The organism is Frankiales bacterium, from assembly GCA_016125335.1.
Classification (GTDB): domain Bacteria; phylum Actinomycetota; class Actinomycetes; order S36-B12; family CAIYMF01; genus Longivirga.
Map to the genome: position 1 here is coordinate 96,084 of WGLY01000003.1, position 22,153 is coordinate 118,236.

The 22,153-nt window shown below is 74.6% G+C and carries 26 protein-coding genes and 2 pseudogenes; 17 read left to right on the forward strand and 11 right to left on the reverse strand.

Going from position 1 to position 22,153, the window contains the following annotated elements:
* Positions 1-975 carry a zinc-binding dehydrogenase gene (locus GC157_02215; protein ID MBI1376288.1) on the reverse strand — a complete coding sequence of 325 codons (975 nt, stop codon included), beginning with the start codon at positions 973-975 and terminating at the stop codon, positions 1-3.
* On the opposite strand from GC157_02215, the gene GC157_02220 reads away from it, so the two are divergent.
* The gene (locus GC157_02220) at positions 957-1,697 is read left to right on the forward strand and encodes a GNAT family N-acetyltransferase (GenBank protein MBI1376289.1); all 741 of its coding nucleotides are present in this window, start codon (positions 957-959) and stop codon (positions 1,695-1,697) included. The two genes, GC157_02215 and GC157_02220, sit on opposite strands and share 19 nt — an antisense overlap.
* Here GC157_02220 and GC157_02225 read toward each other — a convergent pair.
* On the reverse strand, positions 1,694-3,034 hold the full coding sequence (locus tag GC157_02225) for an NAD-dependent malic enzyme (GenBank protein ID MBI1376290.1): 1,341 nt from the start codon (positions 3,032-3,034) through the stop codon (positions 1,694-1,696). The two genes, GC157_02220 and GC157_02225, sit on opposite strands and share 4 nt — an antisense overlap.
* Before the next feature lie 45 nt (positions 3,035-3,079).
* A complete protein-coding gene (locus GC157_02230; GenBank protein ID MBI1376291.1) occupies positions 3,080-3,352 on the reverse strand; it encodes a S26 family signal peptidase in 273 nt (90 codons plus the stop codon).
* Positions 3,353-3,514: 162 nt separating this feature from the next.
* Here GC157_02230 and sodN point away from each other — a divergent pair, with 162 nt between their 5' ends.
* Complete coding sequence (sodN, locus tag GC157_02235; protein ID MBI1376292.1) at positions 3,515-3,916, forward strand: superoxide dismutase, Ni; 402 nt, start codon at positions 3,515-3,517, stop codon at positions 3,914-3,916.
* A gap of 85 nt (positions 3,917-4,001) precedes the next feature.
* Here sodN and GC157_02240 read toward each other — a convergent pair whose 3' ends face one another.
* Positions 4,002-4,895 (reverse strand): NAD-dependent epimerase/dehydratase family protein, encoded by an 894-nt coding sequence (locus GC157_02240; protein ID MBI1376293.1) that lies wholly within the window; start codon positions 4,893-4,895, stop codon positions 4,002-4,004.
* A 97-nt stretch (positions 4,896-4,992) separates the two neighbouring features.
* Here GC157_02240 and GC157_02245 point away from each other — a divergent pair, with 97 nt between their 5' ends.
* Positions 4,993-5,619: a TetR family transcriptional regulator gene (locus GC157_02245; GenBank protein ID MBI1376294.1), complete on the forward strand. Its 627-nt coding sequence runs from the start codon at positions 4,993-4,995 to the stop codon at positions 5,617-5,619.
* 5 nt (positions 5,620-5,624) lie between these two features.
* On the opposite strand, the gene GC157_02250 is transcribed toward GC157_02245, so the two are convergent.
* On the reverse strand, positions 5,625-7,016 hold the full coding sequence (locus GC157_02250; GenBank protein MBI1376295.1) for an amidase: 1,392 nt from the start codon (positions 7,014-7,016) through the stop codon (positions 5,625-5,627).
* Between the two features lie 195 nt (positions 7,017-7,211).
* Here GC157_02250 and GC157_02255 point away from each other — a divergent pair.
* The 8 genes and pseudogenes from GC157_02255 to GC157_02290 all read left to right on the forward strand — a co-directional run bounded on the left by GC157_02255 (position 7,212) and on the right by GC157_02290 (position 12,161).
* Positions 7,212-7,481, forward strand: a pseudogene (locus GC157_02255) (DUF2510 domain-containing protein).
* 40 nt (positions 7,482-7,521) lie between these two features.
* Positions 7,522-8,133, forward strand: a complete 612-nt coding sequence (locus GC157_02260; GenBank protein ID MBI1376296.1) for a hypothetical protein — start codon at positions 7,522-7,524, stop codon at positions 8,131-8,133.
* A gap of 80 nt (positions 8,134-8,213) precedes the next feature.
* Positions 8,214-8,759 (forward strand): GNAT family N-acetyltransferase, encoded by a 546-nt coding sequence (locus GC157_02265; protein MBI1376297.1) that lies wholly within the window; start codon positions 8,214-8,216, stop codon positions 8,757-8,759.
* A gap of 9 nt (positions 8,760-8,768) precedes the next feature.
* On the forward strand, positions 8,769-9,158 hold the full coding sequence (locus GC157_02270; GenBank protein MBI1376298.1) for an anti-sigma factor: 390 nt from the start codon (positions 8,769-8,771) through the stop codon (positions 9,156-9,158).
* Positions 9,155-10,147, forward strand: a complete 993-nt coding sequence (locus GC157_02275; GenBank protein ID MBI1376299.1) for a SigB/SigF/SigG family RNA polymerase sigma factor — start codon at positions 9,155-9,157, stop codon at positions 10,145-10,147. The genes GC157_02270 and GC157_02275 overlap by 4 nt, the downstream gene beginning before the upstream one ends.
* 246 nt (positions 10,148-10,393) lie before the next feature.
* Positions 10,394-10,573, forward strand: a pseudogene (locus GC157_02280) (hypothetical protein).
* Positions 10,574-10,680: 107 nt separating this feature from the next.
* Positions 10,681-11,619, forward strand: coding sequence for a diacylglycerol kinase family lipid kinase (locus GC157_02285; GenBank protein MBI1376300.1), 939 nt, complete (start codon positions 10,681-10,683; stop codon positions 11,617-11,619).
* A 284-nt stretch (positions 11,620-11,903) separates the two neighbouring features.
* On the forward strand, positions 11,904-12,161 hold the full coding sequence (locus GC157_02290; GenBank protein MBI1376301.1) for a WhiB family transcriptional regulator: 258 nt from the start codon (positions 11,904-11,906) through the stop codon (positions 12,159-12,161).
* Positions 12,162-12,239: 78 nt separating this feature from the next.
* Here the strand turns inward: GC157_02290 and GC157_02295 are convergent, their stop codons facing one another.
* Positions 12,240-13,679 (reverse strand): PAS domain-containing protein, encoded by a 1,440-nt coding sequence (locus GC157_02295; protein ID MBI1376302.1) that lies wholly within the window; start codon positions 13,677-13,679, stop codon positions 12,240-12,242.
* Positions 13,680-13,792: 113 nt separating this feature from the next.
* On the opposite strand from GC157_02295, the gene GC157_02300 reads away from it, so the two are divergent.
* The 5 genes from GC157_02300 to GC157_02320 all read left to right on the forward strand — a co-directional run bounded on the left by GC157_02300 (position 13,793) and on the right by GC157_02320 (position 18,191).
* Positions 13,793-14,617, forward strand: coding sequence for a GNAT family N-acetyltransferase (locus GC157_02300; GenBank protein ID MBI1376303.1), 825 nt, complete (start codon positions 13,793-13,795; stop codon positions 14,615-14,617).
* Positions 14,618-14,650: 33 nt separating this feature from the next.
* Positions 14,651-16,330, forward strand: coding sequence for an acetolactate synthase (locus tag GC157_02305; GenBank protein ID MBI1376304.1), 1,680 nt, complete (start codon positions 14,651-14,653; stop codon positions 16,328-16,330).
* Positions 16,331-16,908: 578 nt separating this feature from the next.
* On the forward strand, positions 16,909-17,169 hold the full coding sequence (locus GC157_02310) for a DUF3761 domain-containing protein (GenBank protein MBI1376305.1): 261 nt from the start codon (positions 16,909-16,911) through the stop codon (positions 17,167-17,169).
* A gap of 25 nt (positions 17,170-17,194) precedes the next feature.
* Positions 17,195-17,911, forward strand: a complete 717-nt coding sequence (locus tag GC157_02315; protein MBI1376306.1) for a uracil-DNA glycosylase — start codon at positions 17,195-17,197, stop codon at positions 17,909-17,911.
* Positions 17,898-18,191 carry a hypothetical protein gene (locus GC157_02320; protein ID MBI1376307.1) on the forward strand — a complete coding sequence of 98 codons (294 nt, stop codon included), beginning with the start codon at positions 17,898-17,900 and terminating at the stop codon, positions 18,189-18,191. The genes GC157_02315 and GC157_02320 overlap by 14 nt, the downstream gene beginning before the upstream one ends.
* A 339-nt stretch (positions 18,192-18,530) precedes the next feature.
* Here GC157_02320 and GC157_02325 read toward each other — a convergent pair whose 3' ends face one another.
* The 4 genes from GC157_02325 to GC157_02340 form a co-directional block, all read right to left on the reverse strand.
* A complete protein-coding gene (locus GC157_02325; GenBank protein ID MBI1376308.1) occupies positions 18,531-19,121 on the reverse strand; it encodes a DUF2510 domain-containing protein in 591 nt (196 codons plus the stop codon).
* 75 nt (positions 19,122-19,196) lie between these two features.
* Complete coding sequence (locus GC157_02330) at positions 19,197-19,397, reverse strand: hypothetical protein (protein ID MBI1376309.1); 201 nt, start codon at positions 19,395-19,397, stop codon at positions 19,197-19,199.
* 512 nt (positions 19,398-19,909) lie between these two features.
* Entirely contained in the window at positions 19,910-20,110 is a 201-nt protein-coding gene (locus GC157_02335) for a peptidoglycan DD-metalloendopeptidase family protein (protein ID MBI1376310.1), read from the reverse strand.
* 33 nt (positions 20,111-20,143) lie between these two features.
* Positions 20,144-20,959, reverse strand: a complete 816-nt coding sequence (locus GC157_02340) for a hypothetical protein (protein MBI1376311.1) — start codon at positions 20,957-20,959, stop codon at positions 20,144-20,146.
* A gap of 110 nt (positions 20,960-21,069) precedes the next feature.
* Here GC157_02340 and GC157_02345 point away from each other — a divergent pair, with 110 nt between their 5' ends.
* On the forward strand, positions 21,070-21,765 hold the full coding sequence (locus tag GC157_02345; protein MBI1376312.1) for a GNAT family N-acetyltransferase: 696 nt from the start codon (positions 21,070-21,072) through the stop codon (positions 21,763-21,765).
* On the opposite strand, the gene GC157_02350 is transcribed toward GC157_02345, so the two are convergent.
* Positions 21,731-22,147 (reverse strand): thioesterase, encoded by a 417-nt coding sequence (locus GC157_02350; GenBank protein ID MBI1376313.1) that lies wholly within the window; start codon positions 22,145-22,147, stop codon positions 21,731-21,733. The two genes, GC157_02345 and GC157_02350, sit on opposite strands and share 35 nt — an antisense overlap.
* Between the last annotated feature and the right edge of the window lie 6 nt (positions 22,148-22,153).

Consider the following 22,153-nt stretch of genomic DNA (forward strand, 5'->3'; position numbering starts at 1 on the left):
CTACGCGGCGCGGGTGAGGACCAGCTTGCCCATGACGTCGCCGGAGGCCATGCGCGCGAGCGCGTCCCGCGCCTCGGTCAGCGCGAACGTGGAGTCGATCGTCGGCCGCAGGCCGGTGTCGACGAGCAGCGCCATGAGCGCCTCGAGCTCGTCGCGGGTGCCCATCGTCGACCCGTGCACGTTGAGCTGGAGGAAGTACACGCGCGAGAGCTCCGCGCTCGGGTTGAAGCCGCTGGTCGCACCGGACACGACGACGGTGCCGCCGGGGCGCAGCGACCGCAGCGAGTGCGGCCACGTCGCCTCCCCCACGGTCTCGATCACCGCGTCGACCCGCTCCGGCAGCCGGGCTCCCGACTCGAACGCCTGGTCGGCGCCGAGCTCGAGCGCGCGGGCGCGCTTGGCCTCGTCGCGGGAGGTGGCCCACACCCGGTAGCCCATGGCGTCCGCCAGCTGGATCGCCGCGGTCGCGACCCCGCCGCCCGCGCCCTGCACGAGCACGGTGTCGCCCACCCGCAGCCCGGACCTGGTCGCGATCATGCGGTAGGCGGTGAGCCACGCCGTGGGCAGGCAGGCCGCCTCCTCGAACGTGAGGTCGTCGGGCTTGGGCAGCACGTTGCGCGCCGGCACGGCGACGGTGTCGGCGAAGGTGCCGGGGTGCAGCTCCGAGAGCAGGGTGCGCCGCGGGTCGAGCGTCTCGTCGCCGCCGCCCGCCTCGGGATCGCCGATGACGCCGTGCACCACGACGGCCGAGCCGTCGTCCAGCACCCCGGCGGCGTCGCAGCCCAGGATCATCGGCAGCCGCTCGGCGGGCAGGCCCACCCCGCGCAGGCTCCAGAGGTCGTGGTGGTTGAGGCTGGCCGCGCTCACGTGCACGCGGACCCAGCCCTCGGGCACCTCGGTGTCGGGCAGCTCCCCGACGGTGAGCCCCGCCAGCGGGTCGTCGGGATGGAGCGAGGATGCGTAGACGGCGAGCACGTCCCGACAGTACCGACGCGCGGCCCCCGGGGCACCGGCGCCGTCCTGGGCCGGGCGGTTACGGCGTCGACGGGGCATCGCGACGCACCTACGCTCGGCGGCGCGGGTCGTCGGACGGAGGGGTTCGCGTGGCAGAGGCGCTGCGGGACGCGCGGGTACGCCCGGTGCTCGGCACGGATGCGGCGGCGGTGCGCCGGGTGGTCGAGGCGGCCTTCGGCGACGAGGGCCTGGCCGTCGCGGCCCTCGCCGAGGCGCTGGCCGCGCGCCCCCGCGGCGCCGGCTTCGTCGCCGAGCACGACGGCGAGGTGGTCGGCCACGTGCACCTGAGCTGGGGCTGGCTCGACGCCCCGGACCGGCTCGTCGACGTGCTCGTGCTGAGCCCGCTGTCGGTCGCACCCGCGGTGCAGCGCCGCGGGCTCGGGGGCGCCCTGGTGGGCCGCGCGATCTCCGCCGCCGAGGAGCTGGGCGCGCCGCTGCTGTTCCTCGAGGGCGACCCGGCCTACTACTCGCGGTTCGGCTTCGTGCACGCGCGGCCGCTCGGGCTGGTGCGGCCGTCGGTGCGTGTGCCGCACTCCGCGTTCCAGGTCGTCGTCCTGCCCGCCTACGACGGCAGCATGACCGGGGCGCTCGTGTACCCCGACACGTTCTGGGCCCACGACTGCGTCGGGCTGCGCGGGGAGCGGCTCGCCGCCGTGCGCGCGGCCAGCGGCGAGGACGCCTAGCGCCCCACCTCCGCGGGCGGTCGCCGGACGACGCCGTCGCGCTCGGCGGCGGCGGCCACGGCCGCGCTCACCGCGGGCACCAGCCGCGGGTCGAACGGGTCCGGCACGACGTGCTCGGGGTCGAGGTCGCCCGCGACGAGCCCCGCGATGGCCTCGGCCGCGGCCAGCTTCATCCCCTCGGTGATCCGGGTGGCGCCGGAGTCGAGCGCGCCGCGGAAGATCCCCGGGAAGGCCAGCACGTTGTTGATCTGGTTGGGGAAGTCGCTGCGGCCGGTGGCGATCACCGCCGCACCACCCGCCCGCGCCACCGACGGGTGGACCTCCGGCGTCGGGTTGGCCAGGGAGAACACGATCGACCCGGGCGCCATCGTCTCGACCACCTCGGCGGGGACGGTGCCGGACGACACGCCCACGAAGACGTCGGCACCGCGCATCGCCTCGAAGAGGCTCCCCCGCGCGCCGGCCCGGTTCGTGGTGCGGGCCAGCATCGCCTTGACGTCGGTGAGGTCGTCGCGGTGCGGGCCGATCACACCCTTGCGGTCGCACACCTGGACGTCGCCCACTCCGGCCGAGAGCAGCATGCGCGCGATCGCGACGCCCGCGGCGCCGGCCCCGGACATCACGACGCGCAGGTCGGCGAGCCGTCGCCCGGTGACCGTGGCGGCGTTGGTCAGGGCCGCGGTGACGACGACGGCGGTGCCGTGCTGGTCGTCGTGGAACACCGGGATGTCCAGCCGCTCCTGGAGCCGCCGCTCGATCTCGAAGCAGCGCGGGGCGCTGATGTCCTCGAGGTTGATGCCGCCGTAGGCCGGCGCGATGCGCGCGACCGTGTCGACGATCTCGTCGACGTCGGTGGTCGCCAGGCAGATCGGCACGCAGTCGATGTTGGCGAACTCCTTGAAAAGCAGGGACTTCCCCTCCATCACCGGGAGCGCCGCGACGGGCCCGATGTCGCCGAGGCCGAGCACCGCGGTGCCGTCGGTGACGATGAGGATCGAGTTGGAGCGCCACGTGTAGCGCCACGACAGCGACTCGTCCTCCGCGATCGCCTGCGACACCCGGCCGACGCCGGGCGTGTAGGCGAGGGCGAGCCCCGCGTTGTCGCGGACGCGCACGGTCGGGCGCACCTCGATCTTGCCCAGGACGTGCAGGGGGAAGGCAGGATCGGCGTCGTGGGCCGCGTAGCGGTCGGCGTCGTCCTGGCGCTCCGGAGTGGACGGCAGCACAGGAGGTCCTTCGGGACGTGGTCGGCAGCGGGGGCGGTCGGGACCGGGGCGCACCGGTGACGCGGACTCCGGTTCTGGCTGCGACGCGGGGGTCACCCGCGCCGACAGCATGGCACAGGGCGCTCCCCCGCGCCGTGGGCCGGCGCGTCGCCCTCGTCACACCCGACGGGGCCGGGGCCACAGCCGCAGGACGACCCGCGCGACGACCGCGGAGTCGGGCACCGGGCCGAACACCCACGAGTCGTGCGAGCCCTGCTCGTGGTCGCCCTCGAGCCACCACCCGCCGCGGTCGCGGTGCACGGCGCGCTTGACCACGAGCAGTCCCGGCCGGTCCGGCCGGTGCGCGACGACGACCTGCCCGGGACGCACCTCGCCGCCGTCGGTCGTGCGGCACAGCAGCCGGTCGCCGGCGCGCAGGGTGGGCTGCATCGACGAGCCCTCGACGCGGGCGAGGCTCCACGGCAGCAGCGGTCGCGGACCCTCGTCCCCGCGCGTCCGCACCGCTGCCTCCTGCCGCTGCCGTCGTGCACCGTCGGGGGTAGTGTCGCCGAGAGAGTCCCTGGATCGTCCGACCCCCGACGAAAGGCCACCATGATGCGCCGTCTGCTCGCCCCGACCGTGACCGTGCACGCGCACTGCGACCTCCCGTGCGGCGTCTACGACCCTGCCCAGGCACGGATCGAGGCGCAGTCCGTCAAGGCGTGCATCGAGAAGTACCACGCCAGCGACGACCAGGTGTTCAAGGACCGGGCCGTCTCCATCAAGGAGGAGCGCTCGGACCTCGTGAAGCACCACCTCTGGGTGCTGTGGACCGACTACTTCAAGGCCCCGCACTTCGAGAAGTACCCGCAGCTCAACTCGCTGTTCAACGAGGCGACCAAGCTCGCGGGCGCGGGCGGCACCAAGGGCTCGCTCGACGTCGCCGTCGCCGACCAGCTGCTCGCGAAGATCGACGAGATCGCCGAGATCTTCTGGGAGACCAAGAAGGCCTGATCCGACCTGCTCGTCCTGGAGCCCCGTACCGCTCGTCGGTGCGGGGCTCCGTCGTGGTACCGGGGTGCATGCTCCCGATGCGTCCTCAGAGCCCCGCGGTGTAGAGACCGGCGTCGAGGTCGGCGATCAGGCCGGGGTTCGTCGGACGCCAGCCGAGCAGGGCCTGGGTGCGCTCGCTCGAGGCCGGCACATCGGCACCGAAGAACATCCCGATCCAACCGAAGTGGTCCGTCGCGCGCTCGCGAGGGACCGAGACCACCGGCAGGCCGAGGTTGCGCCCGATCGCCTCGGCGATCTCCCGGCTCGGGATCCCCGGCTCCGCCGTGGCGTGCACCGCCGAGCCGGGGGGCGCCTGCTCCACCGCGAGACGCACCAGCTCCGCCGCGTCGAGGCGGTGCACCGCGGGCCACCTGTTCGCGCCGTCGTCGACGTACGCCGACACGCCCCGCTCACGGGCGGCCGCGACGAGCGCCGCGACGAAGCCGCGGTCGCCCGGGCCGTGCACGGTGGGGGCGAACCGCACGACCACTCCGCGCACGCCACGATCGGCGAGGGCCGCGACGGCGTAGGCGCTCGCCGAGCGCGGATGCGCGCTCGGGTCGGGCACGTCCCCCTCGGTCCCGACCCGGCCGGGTGCCAGGCCCATCGTTCCGGAGGCCACGACCAGCGGGCGCCCGCTGCCCTCGAGTGCCTCGCCGAGTGCCGTGATCGCCTCGAGATCCAGCCGCGCCGCGTCGGCGATCCGGGAGAAGTCGTGCAGATAGGCGAGGTGCACGACGCCGTCGGAGTCCGCGGCGCCGGCGCGCAGCGAGTCGAGGTCGGTGAGGTCGCCCCTGCGGGCCCTGGCACCGAGCCGTTCCACGGTCTCGGCAGATCCGGTCGAGCGTGCCAGGCCGACGACCTCGTGACCTGCAGCGAGCAGTGAGCGGACGGTGGCCGAACCGATCCAGCCGGACGCTCCGGTGACGAACAGACGCATGAGTCCCTCCAGGTCCGCGCTGGGCGCGAAGCGATGTCATTGTGTGTCATCACTCTAAACCTGATGTCACATCATGTCATCCCCTAGGATCTCGGCCATGGCGAGATGGGAACCGGACGCGCGCGGCCGCCTGGCCGTCGCGGCCCTGGACCTGTTCGAGGAGCGCGGCTACGACGACACGACGGTCGCCGACATCGCCGAGCGCGCCGGAGTGACGGCACGCACCTTCTTCCGGCACTTCCCGGACAAGAAGGAGGTGCTGTTCTCCGGCTCCGACCGGCTCCAGGAGGGGCTCGTGGCCGCCGCCGAGGACGCCGCCCGCACGGGCGGTGCGCTCGACGCCGTCGCCGCCACGCTGGACGTGGCCGCGGAGCTCCTGGGCGCGGACCGCGACTTCTCGCGACGTCGCCACGCGGTGGTCTCGGCCAACGCCGAGCTTCGGGAGCGCGAGCTCATCAAGATGTCCCGCATCGCCGACGGCCTAGCCGCCGCGCTGGGTCGGCAGGGCATCCCGACGGCCGATGCCCGCCTCGCGGCTGAGTCAGGCATCGCGGTGCTGCGCGTCTCCTTCGAGCAGTGGGTCGCCGCACGGCGCGGGCCGGCGCTCGCGGCGCTCATGCGCACCAACCTCGGGCGGCTCACTGACCTCGCCGCGGCGGCGGCGGGCGCCGCACCAGGTGCCGACCCGCGCCGGCACGGCCGCCCGGGCGCCGGCACGCGCTGACCCGGTCACAGCGGGGGGAGCTCCCAGGGCTGCGCGGTCTGCACGGCCTGCGCGACGCGCAGCACGAGCCGGTCGTCGAAGTGGCGGCCGACGACCTGCATCGAGAGCGGGAGGCCTTCCGTGGAGAGACCGACCGGCACCGCGGCCGCGGGGTGCCGCGTCATGTTCACCGGGTACGTGAACGGCGTCCAGTCGATCCAGTGCTCCTGGGTGCTCGGGTCGGCGACGTCCTGGCCCACCGGGAAGGCCTGCACCGGCACGGTGGGCGACACGAGGACGTCGTAGCGGGTGAGCAGCGTGGAGAAGCGCAGCGTCGACTCGGCGCGCACCGCGTCCGCGTCGAGGAAGGCGTCGGCGCTCAGCGACTCGCGACGCCGGGTGGTCGCCACGAGCCCGGGGTCGCTGCGCTCGAGCGCCTCAGGCGGCAGGCCGCGCAGCGCGCGGCCGAGGGCGCCGTCCCACAGCGCGAGGAACGCGTCGCGCACGTCGGCGCCGGGCGCCTCGACCTCGTCCACCTCCGCGCCGAGCCCGGCGAGCACGTCGACCGTGCGGCGCACGGCGTCGGCCACCTGGGGGTCGACCTGCGCGCGCGGCCACGTCGGGGTGAACGCCACGCGCAGACCGCGCACGCCGTCGTCGAGACCCTCGATCCAGGACCGCCCGTCGAGCTGCGACGGGTACACGTCGCGGTGGTCCGGACGCGCGATCGCCGCCATGAGGTGCGCGGCGTCGCGGACGTGGCGCGTGATCGGCCCGACGTGGCTGAGCAGGCCCGAGACGGCGGCCGGGTGGATCGGCACGACGGAGTGGGTCGGCTTGAGCCCGAAGACGCCGCAGAAGGCCGAGGGCATGCGCACCGACCCGCCGCCGTCGGTGCCGACGTGCAGGACTCCCATGCCGGTCGCGGCCGCCGCGGCGGCGCCCGCCGACGACCCGCCGGTGGTGCGCGAGGTGTCCCAGGGGTTGCGGGTGATGCCGGTGAGCGGGGAGTCGCCACCGCCCTTCCAGCCGAACTCCGGCGTGGTGGTGGCTCCGAGGACGACGGCGCCCGCCTCGCGCAGCCGCTCGACCGTCGGCGCCTCCTCGGTGGCCGGCTCGGTCGAGGTGTGCACCGACCCCTTGCGGGTGGGGCGCCCCCGCCAGGGCAGCAGGTCCTTGACCGTGGTGGGCACGCCGTCGATCGGCGAGCGCGGCGTGCCGGCCCGCCAGCGCTCCTCGCTGGCCCGCGCCTGCTCGAGCGCGTCGTCGCCGTCCACCCAGACGAACGCGTTGACCACGGGGTCGACCCGCGCGATGCGATCCAGCGCGGCACGCGTCGCCTCCACCGGCGACACGACGCCGGACCTGAAGGCGAGGGTGAGCGCGTCGACGCTCCAGGTCCGCGGGTCGTCCGCCAGGTCGGGCACGAGCCCTCCTCCACCTCGTCCGGCGTCCCGTCGACGCCGGCTCCCGACCGAGCATGCCGCACGTGCCGCCGGCCGCAGGCGCGGACGCCGCGGTCACCCGCACGGTGGTCCGGTGGCCGGGTGCGCCGGGCGACGGAGCCGGGCCGCTACGGTGGCCGGGACCACCGAGTCGTGAGGGGGGACGCGATGAGCGACGACACCGGGCGAGCGCCGGCCGATCCGGTCGAGGGCGGCGACCCGATCGACCCCTGGACACCGCCCGTGGCCGGAGGCGCCCCCTCCCCGCCGCCCCCTCCGCCGCCGCCCGCCTCGTCACCGTCTCCCGCGCCCGGCGCCCCGCCTGCGGCGGTCGCCCCGCCCGCGGCGTACTACCCGGACCCCACCGACCCGACGGTCGAGCGGTTCTGGGACGGGACCGCGTGGACGGCGGTCTGGCGCTACCCCCGACCGCCGCCCGGACTACTGGACGCGCTACCGCCGGCGGTGGGGATGGTCGGTGCTGGGCTGGTCCGCGCTGGTGTCGGCGACCTTCGCCCTGCGCACGGACCTCTACCCGGGCACCGCGGTCCAGGGCGAGCAGGCCGCGTTCCTCATCGGCGGGCTGGTCGGCCTGCTCATCGCGGGCAGCGCTGTCGCGCTCCTCGTCGCGATCCCGCGCGGCGGTGCGCCGGGCGGGACGCCGACACCGCTGTGGCGGTTCCCGGCCGTGGGGGCGGTCACCGGTGCGGTGCTGCTGGCCGTGGTCCTGGGCTGGTGGACCGGTCGCGCACCCGAGACGCGGACCTTCGTCATCGGCAGCCCCGCGGACGGGTGCCGCTCGTTCACCGCGCTGCTCCTCGGAGCCGTGAAGGACCACGAGTCCGACGCCGCCATGCGCGCCGACGTCACGGCGCTGCGCGACGCGGCGCAGATCCACGACCCGGACCTGGCCACCGATCTCGAACCCCTCCTGGCCGACCTGTCCGACCCTGCTCTCGCCGGCGCCGTCCAGGCCGACTCGCAGACCGCCGCGAAGAACATCTACGGCCGCTGCCTCAAGGAGGGCTGGATGACCCCGCAGGAGGTGACGGCGGTCGGCGACCAGCTCAACAGCCTGCTCGGGCGATAGCGCAGGATGTGCCCGTGACCGACGACACCACGGGCCGCGTGCGCCCGGCGCTGCCGGGCGACGTCCCCGAGATCCTGGCGATGATCCGCGAGCTGGCCGAGTACGAGCGCGCGGCGCACGAGGTCGAGTCGACCGAGGAGCAGCTCACGGCGCTGCTGTTCGGCGGCACGGCGCACGCGCCGGGCACGGAGTCCACCACGCCCAGCGGCGCGCCTGCCGCGTACGCGCACGTGGTCGAGCACCCGGACGCCGAACACGGCACCCGCCTGGGGGCGTTCGCGCTGTGGTTCCTCAACACCTCCACGTGGACGGGGACCCACGGGGTCTACCTCGAGGACCTCTACGTGCGCCCCCACCTGCGCGGCACGGGCTACGGCACCGCGCTGCTGCGCACGCTGGCCGCGGTGTGCGAGGAGCGCGGCTACCGCCGGCTCGAGTGGTGGGTGCTGGACTGGAACGAGCCCGCGCTCGGCTTCTACCGCTCGATCGGCGCGGTGCCCATGGACGAGTGGACGGTCCACCGCGTCACCGGGGAGGCGCTGACGGCGCTCGCGCGCGGCGGTGCGGTGCCCGGCGCGGCGCCGCAGCCGGGCGACGACGGCGACGCAGGGGCCGCGGCGCGTTAGCCTCGCGGCGTGAGCTCCCCGATCCGGCTGCGGCTCCCGGCGTCGAGCGCCTGGGTGGTCCTGGCCCGCACCACGGCCACCGCCTGCTGCGCCCGGCTCGACTTCGACATCGACCGGCTCGAGGACGTGCGGCTGGCCGTCGACGAGGTCGTGAGCATGCTCATCGACCGCGTGGAGCCCGGCGCGGACCTGCAGTGCGTGTTCACGCCGCACGACGACGGCCGGCTCGACATCGCGATCTCCGCGCGCACCTCGCGCGGGAGCCTGCCCGAGACCGGCACCTTCGCGTGGGCGGTGCTCACCGCCCTCGTCGACGACATCACCGCCACCGTCGACGCCCACGACGTCACCGTGGTGCTGCGCACGTCGCGGTCGGCGGCGAGCGCGGTCGAGGCATGAGCGCCGGCGACGAGGACGACCGCGTGGCGTCCGTGCCGGCGCAGGCGCGGCGCGACGACGGGCAGGCCGCGGTGACGGAGCCCGTCACCGACGGGACCGGCGACGAGACCGGCACCACCACCGAGACCGAGACCGAGACCGCCACGGGCACGGACAGCGACGCCGACGCCGAGCCGGGCCCGGACGCCGACGCCGCGGTCCCCGAGCAGCGCACCTCGCGGTGGGGACCCGAGCAGCGCCGCCGCGAGCGCGAGCTCATCGACGTCATCGCCTCGACCCCGCCGGACGACCCGGCACGCCGCCGGGCACGCGACGAGCTGGTCACGCTGCACCTGCCGCTGGTGCAGTACCTGGCGCGGCGCTTCCGCGACCGCGGCGAGCCGCTCGAGGACCTCGTGCAGGTGGGCACGATCGGACTGATCAAGGCCGTCGACAGGTTCGAGCCCGAGCGCGGGCTCGAGCTCTCGACGTACGCCACGCCCACGATCGTGGGCGAGATCAAGCGCCACTTCCGCGACAAGGGCTGGGCCATCCGCGTGCCCCGCCGGCTCCAGGAGCTGCGCATCGCGCTGGGCCGGGCCACCGCCGAGCTCGCGCAGAAGACCGGGCACTCGCCGACGGTGGCCGAGCTCGCCGCGCACCTCGAGATCACCGAGGACGAGGTGATCGAGGGGCTCGAGGGGGCGCAGGCCTACAGCACCCACAGCCTCGACGCCCAGCTCGGCGACGGCAGCGACGACGGGGTGAGCCTGGCCGACCGGCTCGGGGCGGACGACGTCGACCTCGAGGCGGTGGAGTACCGCGAGTCGCTCAAGCCGCTGCTGGCCGCGCTGCCCTCGCGCGAGCGGCGGATCCTCGCCCTGCGCTTCTTCCACGGCATGACGCAGAGCCAGATCGCGGAGGAGGTCGGGATCTCGCAGATGCACGTGTCGCGGCTGCTGGCCCGCTCGCTGGCCACCCTGCGCGAGGGCATGACGCAGGACGACTGAGACCCGGGGACGGGCTCCTCGCCCTGCCTGTCCCGCTCGGCTCGACCTAGCGGTCGAGCTCCTCGCCGAGCGCCGGGCTCACCACGAGCGCGATCCCGAGCACCGACACCGCGAGCACGGCGTACCCCACCCGATGGGTGAGGTCGCCGTCCCCCTGGGTGAGCGTCCAGCCCACCACGAGGCCGAACAGCTGGATGACGCCGAAGGGCGTGCGCGCCGCGCGGCGCCGCTGCGCGAGGGCCCGGCCGCACACGGCGATCCCCGCGGCGAAGGCCAGGTAGATCACGGCGAGCACCGGCGTGGCGGCCACCGAGCCCGGTTCGCGTGCGCCGGACACCACGATGCCCACGGTGTAGCCGACGATGGCCAGCGCCTCCACCCAGGCCACCACCACGGCGGCGAGCAGCGCGCCCGGCATCCGCCGGCCGGCACCGGCCGGAGCCGCGGTCGGCTCGTCCTCGGGGTCGTGTCGGGCCACGCGGCCACCCTGCCAGACGCCGGGGCGCCCCGGCGTCACCGGTTACCCTCGTCCCGTGCGTGGTCTGCTGGTGGTCAACCCGAGGGCCACGACCACGAGCGCCCGCACCCGTGAGGTGATCGTCCACGCGCTCTCCTCCGCGCTCGACCTCGACGTCGCCGACACCACCCACCGCCGCCACGCCACCGCGCTGGCCCGGCAGGCGCGCCGCGACGGGCTCGACGTCGTCCTCACGCTCGGCGGCGACGGCACTGTCAACGAGGTGGTCAACGGGCTGCTCGCCGACGGCCCCGGCCACGACGTGCCCACCCTGGGCACCGTCCCCGGCGGCAGCGCCAACGTCTTCGCCCGGTCGATCGGGCTGCCGGAGGACCCGGTCGAGGCCACGGGCGCGCTGATCGAGTCGATCGAGCACAAGCGCTCGCGCACCATCGGCCTGGGCACCGCCGCCTACGACGGACGCACCCGGTGGTTCCTGTGCAACGCGGGCCTCGGCGTCGACGCCGAGATCGTCGAGGAGATGGAGCGCCAGCGGGCCGAGGGCAAGGAGGCCACGCCGGCGCGCTACTTCCAGACCGCCGTGCGCCAGGTGCTGCTGCGCACCGAGCGGCGCGAGCCCGCGCTCACCGTCCGCCGGGCCGGGGTCGCCGACGTCGAGGGCCTGTTCCTCACGATCATCGCCAACTCCTCGCCGTGGACCTTCCTCGGCCCGCTGCCGGTCGACCCCTGCCCGCACGCGTCCTTCGACACCGGGCTCGACGTGTTCGCCCCGCGCAGCCTCGCGGTGCTCCACGCCCTCGGCCACGTGCGGCAGATGCTGGTGCGGCGCCCCCGCCGCTACCCGTTCGGCGGCCTGCTCACCCTGCACGACCAGTCCGAGCTCGAGGTGCTCGCCTCGCGGCCGACGTCGCTGCAGATCGACGGGGAGGCGGTGGGCGCCGTGGCGTCGGTCACGTTCCGTTCGCGCCCCCGCGCGCTCAGCGTGCTCGTGTAGGCGGGGCCGGCGGAGTTCCGCCACTCTCTGTGAGCAAGGTGACAGCGGTTCAGAGCGTGCTCTCAGCGAAAAGTCTGGACGCGGCCCCCGCGGTGTGTGAGGGTCGTACCCGTCGGCCGGCCCCGCTCGGGCGTGCCGGCGTCCACGCGCGCTCCGTCGACGGCGACCTGCCGCCGGGCCGCGCGCGGGGACGGGCTCGTGACGGCATTCACAAGGTGCCGGAGCGGACCCCCGCACCCACCGGGAGCAACCCCCCGCTCCCGGCTCACCAGGAGGACGCACGCATGGACTGGCGCCACGAGGCAGCCTGCCGTGACGAGGACCCGGAGCTGTTCTTCCCGATCGGGAACACCGGCCCGGCACTCATGCAGATCGAGGAGGCGAAGGCCGTGTGCCGTCGCTGCCCCGTGATGGAGACGTGCCTGGCCTGGGCCCTCGAGAGCGGCCAGGACGCCGGTGTCTGGGGCGGGCTGTCGGAGGACGAGCGCCGCGCTCTCAAGCGCCGCAACGCCCGCGCCCGCGCAGCCCGCGCAGGCCTGTAGAGACCGACGTCGCAGGAGGGCCGGGACCACAGGGTCCCGGCCCTCCGCGCGTGTCCTGACCCGCCCGACCCGGTCCGGTCAGCGCCCCAGCGGCACGACCACCTGGGCGCGCGTGCCGCGCCCGTCCGGGCCCGGTCCCAGCTCCAGCGTCCCGCCGAGCTCCTCGGTCACCAGCGTGCGCACGATCTGCAGTCCCAGGCGGTGGGTGGCGAACGGGTCGGCGCCCTCGGGGAGGCCGGGCCCCTCGTCGTCGACGGACACCGAGAGCCGGCCGTCCTCGCGCGCGGCGACCAGCCGCACGTCGGCGCCCTTGCCGTGCTCCACGGCGTTCTGCAGCAGCTCGCCGAGGGCCATCGCCAGCGGGGTGACCACCTCGGCGGACAGGATGCCGAAGGAGCCCACCCGGGTGACCGACACCGCGCGCGAGGTGACGGCCATGTCGCGCACGAGCGCGACGAGCCGGTCGGCGATCTCGTCGGCGTCGACCTTCTCCCCCGGGGTGTGCGCGAGCGTCTCGTGCACCGCGGCGATCGCGCCGACGCGGCGCACGGCCTCCTCGAGAGCGGCCCTGGCCTCCGGGGTGTCGATGCGGCGCGCCTGGAGCCGCAGCAGGGCGGCGACGGTCTGCAGGTTGTTCTTCACGCGGTGGTGGATCTCGCGGATGGTGGCGTCCTTGCTCAGGATCTGCCGGTCGCGGCGCCGGATCTCGGTGGCGTCGCGCACCAGCACCAGCGCCCCCACGTGCACGCCGGACCGGCGCAGCGGCACGCCGCGCAGGGTCACCACGGCACCCGCGTTCTCCACCTCGGCGCCGCCGGCCGCGCGGCCGGACGCGACCACGGCCAGCGCCTCGTCGACCGGTCCCGGCCGGCGCGCGAGCTTGGCGCTCGTGCGGGCGAGGTGCACGCCGAGCAGGTCGGTCGCCAGCCCGAGCCGGTGGTAGGCCGAGCGGGCGTTGGGGCTGGCGAAGACGACCATCCCGTCGGGGTCGACGCGCACGAGCCCGTCCCCCACACGGGGCGGAGAGCCGGTGCGGGCCAGCGGCTGCGCGGGCGGGAACGTGCCGTCCACCACCATCACGGCCAGCTCGTCGGCCGCCTCGAGGTAGTGCTGCTCGAGCGCCCCGACGTCGCGGCCGGACAGCCCGGAGTGGCGCTCCACGACGCCGAGCAGCCGGCCGGACCGGATGACCGGGATCGCCTCCACGGGCGCCGGCCCGGACACGCCGCGGTCGGCCACGACGGCCCGCGCGGCCACCGCGCGGTCGAGCAGGGGACGGCGTCCCCGCGCGGCGTACTGGCCCACGATGTCGTCGAAGAGCACGGTCGGCCCGGTGGTGGGACGCACCTGGTCCGCCGCCACGAAGCCGCCGCCGTGCCACGTGGGCAGCCAGAGCACGAGGTCGGCGAAGGCGAGGTCCGAGAGCAGGGTCCAGTCCGCGACCAGGGCGCGCAGGTGGTCGAGGTCGGCCTCGGACAGGTCCGTCCGGTCCCGCGCGACGTCGTCGAACCTGGCCACGCCGCAACGCTACTGGTCCACCGCAGGGCGGGCGGCACCGCGCGCGCGGGAACCAGGTCGACGCCGCGGCCCGCGGCAGGCGACCATCGCCGCACCAGGACAGGGGGTACCTCGTGGAGCTGCGCACCTCGCCCGACGCCCGGGCGTTCCTCGCGGAGACAGCGGCCTACCGCGCCGCCGACCCGGTACGCACCAACGTGCTCGGGTCGGTGGCGACCGGCGTGGCGCAGGGCCGGCGCTACGAGAGCGAGACGTGGTACGTCGTCGAGCACGACGGCGCGGTGGCCGGCGCGGCGCTGTGGACCGAGCCCTACCGCCTGCTCGTCGGGCCCATGGACGCCGCTGCCGCGGACGCGCTCGCGGCGGGGATCCTCGCCTCGGGCCGCCGTCCGCCCGGCGTCATCGGCCCCTCCGAGGTCGCCCACCGGGTCGCCGCGTCGGCCGGCTGGGTCACCGCCCCGCGGATGCGCGAACGGCTGCTCGTGCTCGGCGAGTTCGTCCCGGCCGCCGGGGTGCCCGGCGAAGCCCGGGCGCTCGGCGAGGACGACGTCGACCTCGCCGCCGACTGGATGCGCCGGTTCGCCGAGGACGCCGGGACCTTCCTGCCGGACCCGCGCGAGTCCGTGCTCGCCCGGCTGGACAGCTTCCGCTTCTGGGAGGTCGACGGCGTCCCGGTGTCGATGGCCGGGCACGCGCCCCTCGTGGACTACCCCGGCGGCGCGGTCGCGCGGATCGGGCCGGTCTACACGCCGGCCGAGCACCGCCGGCAGGGCTACGCCGCGGCGGTCACCTCCGCGGTGGTGGCCGACGTCCTCGGGCGCGCGAGCACCGTGATGCTCTACACCGACGCCGCCAACCCCACGAGCAACGGCGTCTACGAGCGGCTCGGCTTCGCCGTGGTCGCCGAGGTCGCCGACCTCGACGTGACAGGACCCTGACCCCGCTCGTTACCCGCGGGTAGGTTGTCGGCCATGACGGACGAGACCCTCCACGGCCACGGCGGCACGCACGCGGTGGCGGCCGCCGCCGCGCACGGCGTCACCACGATGTTCACCCTCTCCGGGGCGCACGTGTTCCCGCTCTACGACGCCGCCGTCGGCGGCAAGGAGGGCGTCGCGTCCGGGCAGGCGCCGTTGCGGCTGGTCGACGTGCGCCACGAGCAGACCGCCGTGTTCGCCGCCGAGGGCACCGCCAAGCTCACCCGCACGCCCGGGCTCGCGGTGGTCACCGCGGGTCCCGGCGTCACCAACGCCGTCAGCGGCATCACCACCGCGCACTTCAACGGCTCGCCGCTCGTGGTGCTGGGCGGGCGCTCGCCGGACAACCGCTGGGGCTCCGGGGCGCTCCAGGAGCTCGACCAGCCGCCGCTGCTCGCCCCGGTCACCAAGCACGCGGCGACCGTGCACGACCCCGCTGCGGTCGGGTCCGCGGTCGCCGACGCGTTCGCCACGGCCGCCGCGCCCCACCGCGGGCCGGTGTTCCTCGACGTCCCGATGGACGTGCTCTTCTCCTACGCCGACTCCCCGGCCCCGGTCGCGGCGGCTCCCGCCCCCCAGGCGCCGGACCCCGACGACGTCGACGAGGCGGTGCGGCTGCTCGCCGAGGCCGCGCACCCGGTGCTCGTGCTGGGCGGTGACGTCTGGGCGGGTGGCGCGGAGGACGCCGCCGTGCGCCTGGCCGAGGGGGCCGGCATCCCGGTGATCGCCAACGGCATGGGGCGCGGCGTCCTCCCCGCCCGGCACCCATTGCTGGTCACCCGGGCCCGCGGCGCCGCGTTCGCCGGCGCCGACGTCGTCGTCGTGGTGGGCACGCCGCTGGACTTCCGCCTCGGCTACGGCGTCTTCGGGGGCAAGGACGGGTCCGCGCCGGCGCGCGTGGTGCACGTCGTCGACGCACCGGACCAGCTCGCGGCGCACCTCGAGCTCGGCGCGGGCGTCGTCGGCGACCTCGGGCTCGCCCTCGACGCCCTGCGCGAGGGCCTCGAGCACCAGCTGCGGACGCCGTCGTACGCCGACTGGGCCGGGCACCTCGCCGGCATCGCGGCGGCGGCGCTCGACAAGGACGCCGACGACCTGCGCAGCGACCGCGACCCCATCCACCCGGCCCGCATCTACGGCGAGCTGCTGCCCCGCCTCGCCGAGGACGCCGTCGTCATCGGCGACGGCGGCGACTTCGTCTCCTACGCCGGCAGGTACGTCGAGCCGTCCCGCCCCGGCGGCTGGCTCGACCCCGGCCCCTACGGGTGCCTCGGCACCGGGCTCGGGTACGCAGTGGCGGCGCGCGTCGCCCGGCCCTCCAGCCAGGTGGTGCTGCTGCTCGGCGACGGCGCGGCCGGGTTCTCGCTGATGGACGTCGACACCCTCGTGCGCCACGGGCTGCCCGTGGTGATGGTCGTGGGCAACAACGGCATCTGGGGCCTGGAGAAGCACCCCATGCAGTTCCTGTACTCCTACGACGTGGCGGCCGAGCTGACCCCGGGCACCCGCTACGACCAGGTGGTCACCGCGCTCGGCGGGGGCGGCGAGACGGTCACCGACCCGGCCGAGGTCGGGCCCGCGCTCGACCGCGCGTTCGCCAGCGGGATCCCCTACCTCGTCAACGTGCTCACGGACCCGGCGATCGCCTACCCGCGCTCGACCACCGGGATCTGACCGCGCCGGCCGGGACCGGGTGCGTTCATGACCGCCGGCCCCTCGAACCCCGCTTGCGGGCCGGGCACGGCGTACGAGCGGATCGGCCACGGCTACGGCGGCCGGCGGCGCGAGGACCCCACCTGGCGTGCCCTCATCGGGTCCGCGCTCGGCCCCGTCGGGTGCTCAACGTCGGCGCGGGCGCCGGGTCCTACGAGCCCCGCGACCGCGCCGTCGTGGCGGTCGAGCCCTCGCGCGTCATGCTCGCCCAGCGCCCGCCGGGCAGCGCGCCCGCCTCTCGGGCCGTGGCCGATGCGCAACACGGCAAACTACATATGTGAGTGGGGCCCCAATCCCTGGGTCTCCTCAACGCGCGGAGGAGCCCTGATGGCGAGCCAGTCCTGCCCCATCCGTGGGGACGAGGTAGAGGTGCCTGCGACCGAAAACAGGTGGGATTCCGACCCCCATGGCCACCTCTCGTACTCGGACGATCACCGCTGCGCGGTCTGCGGTGTACCTGCCGGTGAACACCCGCTCGCATACGACGTGCAAGGGGATCGGCTGAAGGACGTAGATCACGAGTTCGAGGGCGGGATCTGATGACCAAGATCATGACTCCCCGGACTGACGCAATCGTCAAGGTCTCCCTGGCGCTGGTGCCTGTGGCAGCGTCGCTTGTGGCGTGGAAGTGGCCATCGGCGCGCAAGGCAGCGACCGTGGTCGCAGTGGCAGCCGCCGCGGCCCCGCTGGCTTTGCCCGCGCCCGAGGGTGCCACTGCGCTGCTGAACGACGGCACGTACTCGTTCGCGCGGGGCCACGGGACCGGCAGCCACCACGGCGGCGTGAAGGAATGGCTGTGAGACCGGCTGCGGCTGCCGAGAGTTCGTGGTGAGCATTGACTTCGAGGCCCTGGACGGCCTGCCCGCCGAGGAAGCCGACGACATCGCCGCCCACGCTGCCGCTCGGTGGCCCTGGTACGGCGTGCTGCCAGAGCCGGTGAAGGAACTGCACCATGTACGACAGGCGCGGCACCGCGGTCCGGTGTACCCGAGGGACGGGCTGGAGTTCGCCGCGCTCAACGCGACGGCCTTCGAGGACGTGCGGGTGGTGCTTCTCGGCATCGACCCGTACCCGGATGAGCGGGCCGCCATCGGCCTTGCATTCAGCCTGCCCGCCGGGATGCCGTTTGGACGCCGTGCTGCGGTCCGTAACCTGCGCAAGGCCGTGCTCCACGACTTCCCAATCGACAGCAGCCCCGTGCCGAACCTGAATGGCGATCTGTCGGCCTGGGCAGGTCAGGGCGTGCTGCTGCTGAACCGTGCGCTGACCTACTCGCCCGCCGAGGGCACCTACGGTCACGCGCACATCTGGGAGACCTACACCGACCGGATCATCCGGCTGCTGGACGAGCGCCCGGATCCGCCCGTGTTTGTGTTGCTGGGTGAGCCCGCCAAGCGGATTAGCCCCCTGATCCGGTACGGCGCAATGGTCGAGCGATGCCACCCGAGTGCGCCAGGGCTCCAGCGTGAGTTCGTCGCCAGCGGTCTATACCGCGAGATCGACTCCCACGTGAGCGGCGAGCGGATCGATTGGTGGCAGTGATGAGCGAGACGCCGAAGCTCCGCATCGGGGTTACACCCGCATCTCCAAGGACCGCGAGGGCGCGGGTCTCGGCGTCGAGCGCCAGGAGACCGAGGGCCCGGCGCCGGCTCGTCGGCTCGGCTGGGAGGTCGTGGCGACCTTCTCCGACAACGACCTCAGCGCGTACTCCGGCGAGCCCCGGCCTGGCTGCCGGGCGCTGCTAGACGCGGTGCGCTCCGGCCAGGTGCAGGGCGTGCTCGCCCGGCACACCGATCGGAGCGGGTCAGTTCGGCAGTCCTAGCGACCCTTCGCTCGTGGCCGCTGTGCGGCCTACATCGCCGCGAGCCGGTGGACGTTCCCCAGCACGAGGCCCGACATCCCGCACTGGTACGTGGTGCGGCAGCCAGCCCGCGCGGCCGGGCTAGGCGACGGCCACGAGGCGCTGTACGTGCTGATCGTGGACCACGGGTTCGATCGGTAGTGGCGGTTCCGCTACTGGCGCTCGATCGACACTCGACGGGGTCCTCTACTGGTGGCACACGAACGGCATGGTCATCAACCGCCGTCGAAGGACTGGGACGTTTGGGGTCGGACGCGCAAACCCGGCGCTGGGCTTCCCTCACGCACGCGGGGCTGCCTCTCAGTCGGACGGCATCGGAGCTGTGTGTTCAGTCCAGCCGGAGCCGTCCCAGTAACGCTGCACCTCGGCGGCAGAGTCGAGGTACCAGCCAGCGGGAACACCGGGGGGCGGAGGTGGTGATGCCGATGCAGCCGACTGCGGAGGTGTTGCAGGGCCGGCCGGTGCGGAGCCAGCTGCCATCTGTCGGCGGATGGCCGTGACGATCCGCTCCCCCTCCTTACCGAAGATGCCCTCTGCGTTCAATGCACCGCCTGCAGTGCCGATCAGGAGAGCCCCGCTTCGCGTAGCCCCCCACTTGCTCTCGAAGTTGACGGCGGTGATCTGGGAAAGTTGCACCTCGGTCTGAGACTTGTTCCCGACGTGATGCCAGGACAGCAGGACTCGCCGGTCGGTGACGACCAGAATCGCCGGGCCGCCACGATTGGCCACCGTCATTGCCGTGACGGTTTCCCCCGGGGCGAGCAGAGACTCCAGGTTGTCGACGGCCTTGCTGATTCCGACGGTTCCCTTGTTAGTGATCGCAGCGCGGGCCGCTGCAATGTCTGGACGCAGGCCACCGCTGTCGCCCTTGCTTCCGAAAAGCGGCATCACGTCTCCGGGTGTGCGTCGTCGACGACTGTCGATCGAAAAGGTACTGCTATCGCCGAAAGTGGGACCGGTCGAGGATCAGAGCGGGCCGCGGAGAGGCGAACGCCCGAAGTCGACCATCTCCTGCGCCTCGTCCTCTTCCAGCCGCACGACACCCGACCCGTCGCAGTCCTCGCAGTCCTCGGGAAGAACCCGACCGTCAACCTGGATGACGTCCACGATCCCCTTCCCATCGCAGTCCATGCAGGTGAACTCATACTCACCGGGGGCCAGCGCCATGCTGAGCTCTCCTCGTGCTTCGGTCTGGGCGTGGCGCATCTCGGACATGCCGCGTCGAGGTGCCCGGCGAGAACGCGACGCGATTACATCAGTCGTCGTCGCCGTCCCACATCGTGTTCTCCGTGCCGCAGTGAGGGCACCGAACGTAGGCGTGAGGGTTGTTGCCGTCTGCCCATGCCTCAGTTCTGTCGCCGCCCCGGAGCGGTAGTTGGCAGTTGATGCAGTCCATCGTTCTCCATCTCGCGCACGTCGCGGGTATTCACTCAACCACACGACGAGCCGGGATGGGCACCGACACCACCACGCCGGACGAGTGATGGGTTCGCGCCCTCTCCTTACCCCGCACCGTGACCAACTGGCACGGAGCGGGCTTCGTCACCGCGTACCGACCTGCTCGACTCGGAGTCCCTCGACCTCGGCACCGGCGCGTGACGACCGGCCGGCGCCGGATGAGGCCGGGCCCCCGGCACCGGGGGGTCGTGTGCCGGGGACCCGACGTCGCGGGTGCCGCGTCAGCAGAGCCGGCGCAGCAGCGGGGCGGGGTCCACGGCGGCGGACTCGCCGCCGCTGGCCCAGTACTCGAAGTGCAGGTGCACGGCACCGGGGCTGCCGGTGTCGCCCATGAGCCCGATGACCTGGCCGCGGCGCACGTGGGCGCCGGCGTGCACGAGGTCGGTGTCCATGTGGCCGTAGTAGAACTTCGACCCGCTCACGCCCTGGAGCACGATGCGCAGCGCGCCGTTGGACTAGCGGCCCTCACGGATGACGACGGCGTCCTCGATGGCCAGGATCGGCGAGCCGCGGCGGCCCATGAGGTCCTGGCCCTGGTGGCTGTGGCCGGCACGCGGTGCCCCCCAGCCCTGGCCGAACGCGGCACCAGGGGCGGGGCAGATGCGGCCCGCGACGACCGGCGAGGCGGGTGCCGCGGGGCGCGGTGCGGTCGTCCGGGTCGCCGGCGCGCGCCTCGCGCTCGGGGCCCGGGTGGCCAGCAGCGCCTTCCAGGTGAGCGGGCCCACCTGGCCGACCCGCGGCAGGCCGTGCGCCGCCTGGAAGCGGCTGACCGCCGCCCTCGTGAGCGGCCCGAAGTAGCCGGTGCGCGACACCCCGAGCTTGCGCTGCACCGCGGTGACCCAGGTGCCGGTGGAGCCCACGCGCAGCACCGGCAGGCGGGCGTAGAACGGCCGCGGACCGGACCTGCTGCGCGTGGCGCCGGCTGCCTGCGCGCTGCGGGCCGTGGCAGGTGCGGCGGCGGGCCGGGCCGCCGGCGTCGCACCGGGTCGCGACCGTGCGGACGAGACGAGGCGCGCCGCGGTCACGCTGGTGAGCACGGGGCGGAACGTCGCGGCGAGCACGAGGTCGTCGCCGACGCGCAACGGGTCGGGCTGGGCGGCGTCCGACTCCTCGAGCATGCCGCTCGCGGGCAGGGCGCTCGCGCCGTCGGTGGGCGCGGCCACGAGGTGGCCGGCGAGCAGCACGGCGCCGAGGGCGCCGAGCGCCACCGCGCTGCGCCCCGGCAGGCGTGACGGGAGCCGGCGCATCAGGCGCACAGGCCGAGCACGCATGACAGAACCTCCGGCGACGTCTGCGGGGTCAGCTGTCGGGTTCGGCCCGGAGTCGGCCGGCCGAGACGTGCTCGGCTTCACCCCGAGGACGCAGTGGCTCTGCGCCCAGAATGGGTCCCCCGCTGCTGCCCGGAGCGGATGCTCGGGGGTGCGCCGGCCGGGGCAGCACTCGACGTCGGCCGGTGCGGGCGCCCGGGACCCCGGACGACCGGGCCCGACGCTACCAGGGCAGGATCGGGCCCGTGCCCGCCTCCGCCTCCTCCCCCGTCCCACCTGCGCCCGGCGGCCCGGGGCACGGCAGCGGCCTCGAGATCCGCCCGGCGCGCCCGGAGGAGTACGCCGAGGCCGGCGCCCTCGTGGAGACGGCGTACGCCACCGGCGGCCTGCTCGACAACGACCGCGGCTACGGCGAGCACCTGCGCGACGTCGCCGGGCGCGCGGACGACCACGAGGTGCTCGTCGCCGTGCGCGACGGCCGGATCGTGGGCTCCGTGACGGTGACGCCCTACGGCACGCCGCAGTCGGAGATGGCCCGCGAGGGCGAGTCGGAGTTCCGCTACCTCGGCGTCGCGCCCGACGCCCGGGGCACGGGGGTGGGCGAGGCGCTCGTGGCCGCGTGCGAGGAGCGGGCCGCAGCCGATGGGGCGACCCGCATCGTCATCTGCGTGATCTCGGACAACACCCGGGCGCACCGGTTCTACGACCGGCTGGGGTTCGCCCGCGCCCCCGAGCGCGACTGGGTCCCCGTCCCGGAGGTCACCCTGTGGGCCTTCACGCGCGAGGTGGGGTCGGCTCCGGCGGGCTGAGCCGGGCCAGGAAGCGCGCGCGGTCCACGACCACCCGCGTCACCGTCCCGGCGGCGACGACCGCGCCGTCTCCGTGGGTGGCCGCCACCTCGAGGCGCACCAGCCGCCCGTCCACGTGGGACACCGACGCCGCCAGCCGCACCCGCGCGCCCACCGGCGACGCCGTGCGGTGCTCGACGTCGACCCGCGTGCCCACGCTGGTCGACCCCTCCGGCAGGGCGCCGGCCAGCGCCGCCACCGTCGCCGCCTCGAGCCAGGCGACCAGCCGTGGCGTCGCCAGCACGGGCACGTCACCGCTGCCGAGCGACGTCGCGGTGTCGGCGTCGCCGACGGTGCGCTCGAGCTCTGCCGACAGCCCGGGGACGAGGGAGGAGTCGCTCACCCGGCG